We start from the raw sequence: 9,071 nt of genomic DNA on the forward strand, positions 1-9,071 counted from the left end.
TCGGCGGCGCCCGCGGCGACCTCGGCCAGGGCGCGGGTGGGGCCCACGCGGCTGTCGCGCAGGGCGGCCCGGTGGGCCTCGGTGAACCGGCCGAACAGGGGCTCGCCCGCCAGGTGCACGACCGCGTCCACACCGTCGAGCAGGTCGGCGGCGGGAGCACCGGGGTCCCACCGGCGCTCGTCCCGGCCTTGCGCAGTTCGGCGGACCAGGCGGATCACACGGTGTCCACCGGTGGTGAGCAGGGCGCACAGGTTGCGTCCCACGAGTCCGCTCGCCCCGGTGACCGCGACCGTGACCGGGGTGTCGTGCCAGGCGCGGGCTCGGGCCCCGGCGGCGAGGTCGTCGGCGAGTTGGGCGTGCCGGTAGACGAACATCGGCCGCAGCAGCGTGTTCGGCAGGGTGGTGGCGATCCGGTCGGTCACCAGGGTGGCGTCGTCGGCCTCGACGGCGAAGTCGTGGACGTGGGTCCAGCTCAGCAGCGGCGCCAGCGGCCGGGAGACCAGCCGGTCGGCGAACCGGCGCGGCGGATCGTAGCGTTCGGGCAGGTGGGCGGCGACCCAGCGCACTCCGCCCGGAAGGCCGAGCACGGCGGTGCCGTCGCGCAGGGAACCGGTCTCGGTGAGGGGGCGGACGGGGTGCCAGGGCGGGGCGAGCCGGGCGAGGGCCCCCGGCCGGGTGTGCCAGTCGAAGACCTCGTCCCGTGGTGCGGGCACCACGCTGGAATACCGGAAGACCATGCCCCTCCCTCGATCTCGCGCTGGGACCACGCTAACGCGCCGGATCCGCCGAGGACGTCCGCCCCCGCGCGTCGCGCGGCGCGACCCCCTGTGACACCGCACACACCCGTAGCCCGCACGCCTTCCGCGACCTGCCCGGACGCCCCGCCCGCCGGTCGTGGCCGCCGCCCGAGCACCGTGGGCGCCGGCGGGCCCCTAACGGGAGCGGCGTTCGGCGTCGCGCCGCAGGACCGCGCGCAGTCCGAGCTCGTAACCGAACACGCCGCACCCGGCGACGTACCCGGCGGCCACCGGCGCGGTCACGGAGGTGTGTCGGAACTCCTCACGGGCGTAGACGTTGGAGATGTGCACCTCCACCACCGGCGCCTCGACGGCGTCGATCGCGTCGCGCAGCGCGATGCTGTAGTGGGCGTAGGCCCCCGGGTTGAGGACCACTCCCGCCCAGTGGCGTGCGGCGTGGACGTGGTCGACCATCGCGCCCTCGCTGTTGCTCTGCGCGCAGACCACCTCCACCCCCAGCTCCTCGCCCAGCTCGACCACGCGCCGCTCGACCTCGGCGAGCGTGGTGGTGCCGTACTGCTCGGGGTCGCGGGTGCCCAACAGGTTGAGGTTGGGGCCGTTGAGCAGTAGGACGGTACGGGAGTGGTCTGGGCCGTCGGTCATCGAGCGGATACTCCTTCACGCTGGTCGGATCCCCTCAGCCTAGGGCGTTTCCCGATCCCCGCACCGGCCGGGGTGGCCCCGGTCACGTCCGCGCCCGACGGAGCGGATAGCATACCGACCAGTCGGTTGACGATTGTCGAGGAGGCAGCCCGTGACATCCACCCTGTTGTCCGCACGCGACGTGCGGTTCCTGCTCTACGAGTGGCTGAACGTGGACTCCCTCACCGGTCGCCCCCGGTACGCCGAGCACTCGCGTGAGACCTTCGACGCCGCGCTCGACCTCGCCGAACGCGTGGCCACCGACCACTTCGCCCCGCACAACAAGGCCAACGACGCCTCCGAGCCGCGCTTCGACGGCGAGCGCGTCCACGTCATCCCCGAGGTCCGCAAGGCCCTGGAGGTCTACGCCGAGACCGGCCTGGCGGCGATGTCCATGGACGCCTCCGTCGGCGGGGCGCAGATCCCCCAGGTCGTCGCCAGCGCGTGCAACGCCTACTTCCAGGCCGCCAACCTCGCCACCTCCGCCTACCCCTTCCTGACCTCCGGCAACGCCCGCCTGCTCCTGGCCCACGGCACGCCCGAGCAGATCGACACGTGGGTCCGGCCCATGGTCGAGGGCCGTTTCACCGGAACCATGTGCCTGTCCGAACCCCACGCGGGCAGCTCCCTGGCCGACATCACCACCCGCGCCGAGGACGCCGGGGACGGCACCTACCGGATCTTCGGCAACAAGATGTGGATCTCGGCGGGCGACCACGAGCTGACGGAGAACATCGTCCACCTGGTGCTGGCCAAGCTCCCCGGTGGGCCGCCCGGGGTCAAGGGCATCTCGCTGTTCGTCGTGCCCAAGTACCTGGTGGCCGGGGACGGGTCGACCGGGGAGCGCAACGACGTCGTCCCGGCCGGGCTCAACCACAAGATGGGCTACCGGGGCACGGTCAACGCCCTGCTCAACTTCGGCGAGGGCGCGCACACCCCCGGCGGCGCCCCGGGAGCCGTCGGCTACCTGGTCGGTGAGCCGCACCAGGGCCTCGAGTACATGTTCCACATGATGAACGGCGCCCGGATCGGTGTGGGCGCGGGGGCCATGGCCGTGGGCTACACCGGTTACCTCAAGTCCCTGGCCTACGCGCGCGAGCGCCTCCAGGGCCGCCCGCTCGGTGAGAAGGACCCCTCCCGGCCGCAGGTGCCCATCGTCGAGCACACCGACGTGCGCCGGATGCTGCTGGCCCAGAAGAGTTACGTGGAGGGCGCCCTCGCCCTGGTCCTGTACTGCGCCCGGCTGGTCGACGAGACCGCCAGCGCCGCCGACGACGCGGCGCGCGAACGCGCGCGGCTGCTCTTGGACATGCTCACGCCGATCGTCAAGAGCTGGCCCTCCCAGTGGTGCCTGGAGGCCAACAGCCTGGCCATCCAGGTGCACGGCGGATACGGGTACACGCGCGAGTACGACGTCGAGCAGCACTACCGGGACAACCGCCTCAACGCGATCCACGAGGGCACGCACGGCATCCAGGCCCTGGACCTGCTCGGCCGCAAGGCCGTCCTGGACGGCGGCGCGCGGCTCGGAGTGTTCCTGGAGACCGCCCGGGAGACCGTCGAACGGGCGCGCGGCCTCGGCGGCTCCGAGGCCGAGTTCGCGGACCGGCTGGCCGCGTCCTTGGACCGGGCCGCGCAGACCACCGCCGCAGCCTGGGCGGACGGCGATCCCGCGGTGGCCCTGGCCAACGCGACCTCCTACATGGAGGCGGTGGGGCACGTGGTGGTCGCGTGGATGTGGTTGGAGCAGCTCGTCGCGGCGCACGGCCGCGAGGGCGCGTTCTACGAGGGCAAGCGCGCGGCGGGCGCGTTCTTCTTCCGGTACGAGCTCCCCCGCACCGGGCCGTGGTTCGACCTGGTGGCCTCGCGCGACCGTACGGTGCTGGACGTGTCCCCGGACGTGCTCTGAGCCCGCGGGAACTCAGGCGCGCCGGCCGCGGCTCCAGGCGACGGTAGGACGGCCGGGACCCACCGGCGACGGATCGGGCTCGGCGTCCCCGCCCTCGGGGAAGGCCGCGGCCGTTCTCACCCGAAACCGGAACTTCGTGTGTCCGATTCGCGTCAGAACGTGATGAACGCCCCGTCATCACCTCCCCCTGAGAGGCCGTCATGCCGTCGCGCCACCGTGTGTTCCCCACCCTGCCGCTGGCCGCCCTCCTCCTGGCCGTGGGCTGCGCACCGGGACCGCACCTGCGCTCCAGTGAGCGCCTCGACGACCTCCTGCTCGGCCCCGACGCGTATCCGGACGGATTCACCGTCGAAGCCGCCCCGATCGACGCCCTCGACGAGATGGCGGTGTCCGAACCGGTGGTCGACGGCGTCGAACCCGCCGAGTGCGCGCACATGTTCGACGAGGGGACGGCGGCGCTCCCGAAGGGGGCCACCGAAGGCGCCGCGCAGATCGCCACCTCCGCCATCCCGCCCGTCCTGTACAGCTACGTGCTGGCGTCGGGCGGTCCTGCCGAGGACACCGCCGCGGGCTGGGCCGGCCTGGTGGACCGGTGCTCGGAGATGACGGCGGTCGTGGACGGACTGGAGCTGCGGGGCGGCCTGACCGCCGAGGACTCCCCGTACCTGCCCGACGGAGGCGGGATGGTCGCGATGGATCTGACACGCAACGGGATGGACATGTCCGCGCGCGTCGCCTGGGGCCGGGTGGGCGATGTCCACTTCGTCCTGAGGTCCCGGGACCTGGACGCGGCGCCCGCGGTCTCGACACCGGATCTGGTCGACACCTGCGTCGAGGTCCCCACCGACTTCGACTGCGTCGAGGAGCAGCGGGAGGAGAGGGCCGCCCAGGCCCGTGCGAGGGCGGCCGACGAGTTCGGAGTCGTGCTGTTCAGGGCCGTGCGGGCCCTGGAGGAGGAGGGCTGAGCCGGGAATCCGTCTCCGTCGCGGAACCGCGCGCTCGCGACAGGCGTCAGAGGGAGCCGAACCCCGTCACCCCGTTGGAAGGGTCCCGATGCCTCCGGTCCGCGGACGCCGCACACTCCTGTACCTCCTCCCCCTCGCCGCGCTGGTGGCGGCTGTCGGCTGCGCGCCGCGCCTGGAACTGCAAAGTGCCCCGCGCCTGGAACCCCTGCTGCCGGAGTCCGACGCCTATCCGGAGGGGTTCTCGTTCGAGCGCCTCGACCTCGACGCACTGAACGAGATGTCGGTGTCCGCCGCCCATCCGTTCGAGGCCTCCGGACTCTCCCGTTGCGAGGAGGCGGTGAACCGGGCGACGCGGCCGTTTCCCGAGGGACCCGCCGGGGTCACCGGACAGCGCGCGCTCTCGCGCACCGAACCCCCCGCCATCTACTCCTACGCACTGGTCTTGGGTGAGGCCCCCGAGGAGTGGGCCGACGCCTCGGAGGGGGTGTCCTTGGACAGCTGTTCCAACGCGAGAGTGGCCCTGGACGAGACCGAGATGAGTGGCGGAGTGACCGTCGAGGACTCCCCCGCCCTGCCCGAGAACGGCCGCATGATCTCGGCGACCCTGTCCGACGCAGGCGCGGAACTGTTCGTGCGGAGCGCGTGGGGGCGGGTCGGGAACGTCCACTTCACCCTGATGTACACCGAGCCGAACGACGACCCGTCATCCTCGTCGTCCTCATTGTCCTACGACGTCATCGAGGCGTGCAGCGACTCCAACCCGGGCAGCTCCGAATGGAGCGACTGCTACGACCAGCAGGTGCTGGAGCGCGCCGACCAGGACCGGCAGCAGACGGCGGACGAGTTCGACGCGGTCCTGACCGCGGCCATGGACGCCCTGGCGGACAGCGCCTGAGCCGCCCCCGCCCGCGCCGGCCTCAGACGGCCTCGCGCCGCTGGAGGTAGGAGAAGGCCCCCCACCCCGGCAGCACCGGGAACCAGAAGGTGAGCACCCGGAACAGCAGGACCGCCGGGAGCGACACCGCCGCCGGTACCCCGACGACCGTGGTCAGACCGCCGATCAGCGCGGCCTCCACCGCGCCCAGCCCGCCGGGGGTGGGCGCGGCCGACCCGATCGCGTTGCCCGCCAGGAAGACGACCGCGACCGCGACCAGGCTGACCCCCGTGTCCGGCCCGGCGAAGGCCAGCACCGAGAAGTGCAGGCACAGCACGAACGCCACGGTCAACAGCACCGTCCCGCCCAGCCCGAGCACCAGGCTGGCCGGGCGTTGGAGGGTGTCCAGCAACCGGGGCAGCACCCCCCGCAGGTAGGGCCCGACCCGCTCCGCGACCCGGCGCCGCAGGCCGGGTAGGAGCAGGACCGCGGCGACGGTGGCCGTGCCCGCGACGCTGACACCGATGACGGTGGGTGAGGGGGTGAAACCCGTCCAGTACGAGGTCCCCGTCAGGTAGGCGCACACCAGCAGGAGCGGCACGTGCACCAGGAACCCGACGAGCTGGGTCAGGCCGACCGCCGAGAGCGCCAGCGGCGCGGGCGCGCCCGCCTTGACCACGAAACGGCTGTTGATCGCGATCGAGCCCAGCCCGGCGGGGGCGGCGATCCGCACGAACGAGCCCGCGTACTGCACCATGACCGTGCGCCACCACGGCAGCGGGATGGGGACGAACCCGATGAGGACCATCGCCGCGGCGACCATGCACAGGGTCGCCATGGCGAACGCGGCGACCGTCCAACCGGGGTCGGCGTCGCCGATCCCCCGCAGGTCCACACCGGCGAGCTGGTAGGCCAGGACCAGTCCGACCGCGGTCGCCACGATCACGCTGACGATCGTGCGCGGCCGCATCCGCTCCAGTCGCGCCGGCGCGGCGGGGGGCTCCGGTGCGACCTCGACGATCCGCGCGCGCAGGTCGCTGAGCAGATCCGGTCGCGACCGCAACCGCGCGCGCAGGGGGTAGGGCAGCCCCGCGGCCTGGAGCAGCGGCAGGACACGGGCGGTGGCGGGAACGCCCAAGGCGCGCACGGCCGAGGCGACGGCGCGCTCCGCGCCCACGCGCAGCGCCAGGAGCGTCACCATGGCGGCGGCGTCCAGGGAGATCCTGAGCTGGGGGGCGGCCACGGCGCCGCGGTCGACACCGGTCAGGGCCACGGTCGCGGAGTCGTCGTCGAGGATCCCGACGGTGGCCGGGCTGAGGTTCCCGTGGGCGACGCGGCGGTGGTGCAGGGCGCCGAGCACCGACCAGCAGCGGTCGAGCAGGTCGTCGGTGAGGTCGGCCTCGTCCAGCGCGTCCAGGGTGCGGACGGGGAGGAGTTCACGAGCCAGGAGGACCGTTCCGGGGCCCACCTCGCCGACCGCCCGGACCCGGGGGACGGTGACCCCGGCCTCGCGGGCGCAGAAGCTCATCAGCGCGGCGTGCTCGGCGCGACGGCGGACCCCGTAGAGCATCCGCGGCGCGACGGGGCCCCGCAGGAGGAGCAGGTCGCGCAGGCGCCACCAGAAGCCGGTGGTGTTCTCCGAACTCATGACGGCCACCTCCACGCGGGTGCCGTCGTCGAGGTCGGCGACGTGGCGGGGGTTGCCCTCGTCGTCGGTGCCCGCCTGGCTGATGTCGGTGGTGGTCATGCCGAACCGGTGCATCTCGGCGTGGATGCGCCCGTCCGCGCGCGGCGCGGGTCCGGCGCCGACGGCGTAGCGGGCCAACGCCGCGCAGACGAGGCCGACCAACACGGTCATGACGAGCGCGAGGACACTGGTGACCAGGGCCAGCAGGGCACACACGGCGACGAGGGCGACCCCGGTCCACAGCAGCGCGCGGACCCGGGGCTGGCCGGAGGGCATCGTGCGGACGAAGGCGATCGCCGCGGCGACGTAGCCCAGGGTGGCGTTGGTGAAGACGTCGCCCGGTGTGCCGGTGAGGGTGTCCAGGACCTGCCGGGAGCCCAGGAGGGCCGCGAGGAGGGCGTTGATCAGCGAGGCCAGGGCGTAGGCGCTGACCGCCGCCGTGACCGCGCGGACCAGGTCCCGCAGACGGCCCTGGAGCAGGGTGCGCAGGACGACGAAGCAGACCAGGACGATGAGCAGGAGGTTGGCGCCCACAGCGACGAGGAGGAGCAGGCCCAGGGGCAGCAGCGCGCGCAGTTGGGCCGGGCCGGTGACCGGTTCGCCGTCGGAGAGGACGCGCACGGCGAGCAGCATCGAGGCGACGGCGAGGAGTCCGACGGTACCGACGAGCAGGTCGACGGGTCTGCGCGGGGCGCGCGCGGCGTGGGGCCCCGGAGCGGGGGTCTGCGCTTGGGTTGGGGTTGTCACGCCCCCAGGGTGCCCGACCGGCGGCGGTCCGCCGACCACGTGCCGGGGCGTGTTCCGCGGATGCCGCTCGCCCGGCGGGCATGGGGCGGCGCCGCCGGCCGGTACGGTCGCGCCGGGGCGTGGGGGCGGCCCCGGGGCCCGGAGCGCTGGATCTACCAGCTCTCGGCTCGGGCCCACNNNNCCGACGTGGCTGCCGTCCCAGTACACGAGGACGTTGCCGATCACCGGGCGGCACACGTCGGGTGCGCAGAACCGGTCGGTCAGGTCCAGCACCGTCACGTTCGCGGGCACCTCGGCCCCCTCCAGCGGTGAGACCGGCGCCATCGACTCCTCCGGGGCCGAGACGCACTGGTCGGGCGCGGCCCCGGCCAGGCAGCCGGGCACGTCGAAACCGAATCTGGGCGTGTCGCGCACGGCGACCACGTCGATCCCCATGTCCCCGAGTTCGCGCCACCGGTCCACGTAGCCGTCCACGACCTGCTCCTCGCCGTACCCGGCCGAGGTGTCCAGGCTGGTCGTCGTGCCCGTGGTGAAGACCGTGTCGGGCCGCAGCCGCGCGAGCTCGGCCATCACCCCGCGGTTCCACTCCGCGCACGACGTGTACGGCTCACCCTTGTAGGTCTGGGGGGCGTCGGTGAACAGACAGGCGCCCTTGACGATGTTGACCAGCCGCCAGTCGTGGGCCAGGGCGATCTCCTCCAGCGCGGGGAACCAGTGCGCCGCGTGCGAGCCGCCCACCAGAGCCACCGTGCGCACGGGTTCGTCGGCTCCGTAGACGCACGTGATCACCTCGGCGTCGGTGGTCGTCTGGTTGCAGCCGTCGTCGTAGGTCACGGGCGCGTCCTCGACCGCGCGGGCCGGTGGCGGATAGATCGGCAGGTCCGGCGCCTCGGCCCCGTCGACCACGGCGGCACCCGGATAGCTGCGGCCGTCGGCGGCCAGCCTCTCCCACCGGGCGCGTTCGGCCGCCTGGAGTCCGGACCAGGTCCCGGCCGTGAGCAGGACCGGCAGCAGGCAGGCCAGGGTCACCGCCGTCCCGCGCCGCACCGCCCGCCCTCCGTCCCCACGCCCCAGCTCGGCCAGCCGGTCGGCCACCGGGGTGGTCGCCGCCGCCAGCAGGACCGACACCGCCAGGACGGCCGCGCCGCCCCACGGGGTCGCCAGGCCGCGTCCGGTGACGGACAGGTAGAACACCAGCAGCGGCCAGTGCCACAGGTACAGCGCGTAGGAGATCGAGCCCAGGTAGCGCAGCGGCCGCAGGGTGAGCAGACGGTCGACCCCGAAAGCCGAACCGGAGGTACCCGCCACGACGACGGCCACCGCGGCCAGGGTGGGCCACAGCGCCGCGTACCCGGGGAAGACCGACGACACCCGCAGCAGCGCCCCGCACAGCACCAGCGCCGCCAGGCCGCTCCAGCCCAGCGCCACGCGCACCGCCCGTGGCGGCTCC

General features: G+C 73.6%; 6 protein-coding genes and 1 pseudogene. 3 read left to right on the forward strand and 4 right to left on the reverse strand.

Annotated elements, in window-relative coordinates:
- Together D471_RS0128930 and aroQ are read right to left on the reverse strand one after the other, a co-directional pair.
- Positions 1–737, reverse strand: a 737-nt coding sequence (locus tag D471_RS0128930; RefSeq protein WP_017601848.1) for an NAD-dependent epimerase/dehydratase family protein, incomplete at its 3' end; no start/stop codon positions are given.
- Positions 738–932: 195 nt separating this feature from the next.
- A complete protein-coding gene (gene aroQ / locus D471_RS0128935; protein WP_017601849.1) occupies positions 933–1,400 on the reverse strand; it encodes a type II 3-dehydroquinate dehydratase in 468 nt (155 codons plus the stop codon).
- Positions 1,401–1,551: 151 nt separating this feature from the next.
- Between aroQ and D471_RS0128940 the strand changes: the two genes are divergently transcribed.
- The 3 genes from D471_RS0128940 (at position 1,552) to D471_RS0128950 (ending at position 5,208) form a co-directional block, all read left to right on the forward strand.
- A complete protein-coding gene (locus D471_RS0128940) occupies positions 1,552–3,348 on the forward strand; it encodes an acyl-CoA dehydrogenase (RefSeq protein ID WP_017601850.1) in 1,797 nt (598 codons plus the stop codon).
- A gap of 200 nt (positions 3,349–3,548) precedes the next feature.
- A complete protein-coding gene (locus D471_RS0128945; RefSeq protein WP_017601851.1) occupies positions 3,549–4,313 on the forward strand; it encodes a hypothetical protein in 765 nt (254 codons plus the stop codon).
- Between the two features lie 88 nt (positions 4,314–4,401).
- Positions 4,402–5,208 carry a hypothetical protein gene (locus tag D471_RS0128950; protein ID WP_017601852.1) on the forward strand — a complete coding sequence of 269 codons (807 nt, stop codon included), beginning with the start codon at positions 4,402–4,404 and terminating at the stop codon, positions 5,206–5,208.
- A 22-nt stretch (positions 5,209–5,230) separates the two neighbouring features.
- Here the strand turns inward: D471_RS0128950 and D471_RS0128955 are convergent, their stop codons facing one another.
- A complete protein-coding gene (locus tag D471_RS0128955) occupies positions 5,231–7,507 on the reverse strand; it encodes a lysylphosphatidylglycerol synthase transmembrane domain-containing protein (RefSeq protein WP_086003058.1) in 2,277 nt (758 codons plus the stop codon).
- 354 nt (positions 7,508–7,861) lie between these two features.
- Positions 7,862–9,055 (reverse strand): annotated as a pseudogene (locus D471_RS39225) (acyltransferase family protein); the annotation flags it as partial.
- Between the last annotated feature and the right edge of the window lie 16 nt (positions 9,056–9,071).

Source organism: Nocardiopsis lucentensis DSM 44048, from assembly GCF_000341125.1.
Lineage (GTDB): Bacteria > Actinomycetota > Actinomycetes > Streptosporangiales > Streptosporangiaceae > Nocardiopsis > Nocardiopsis lucentensis.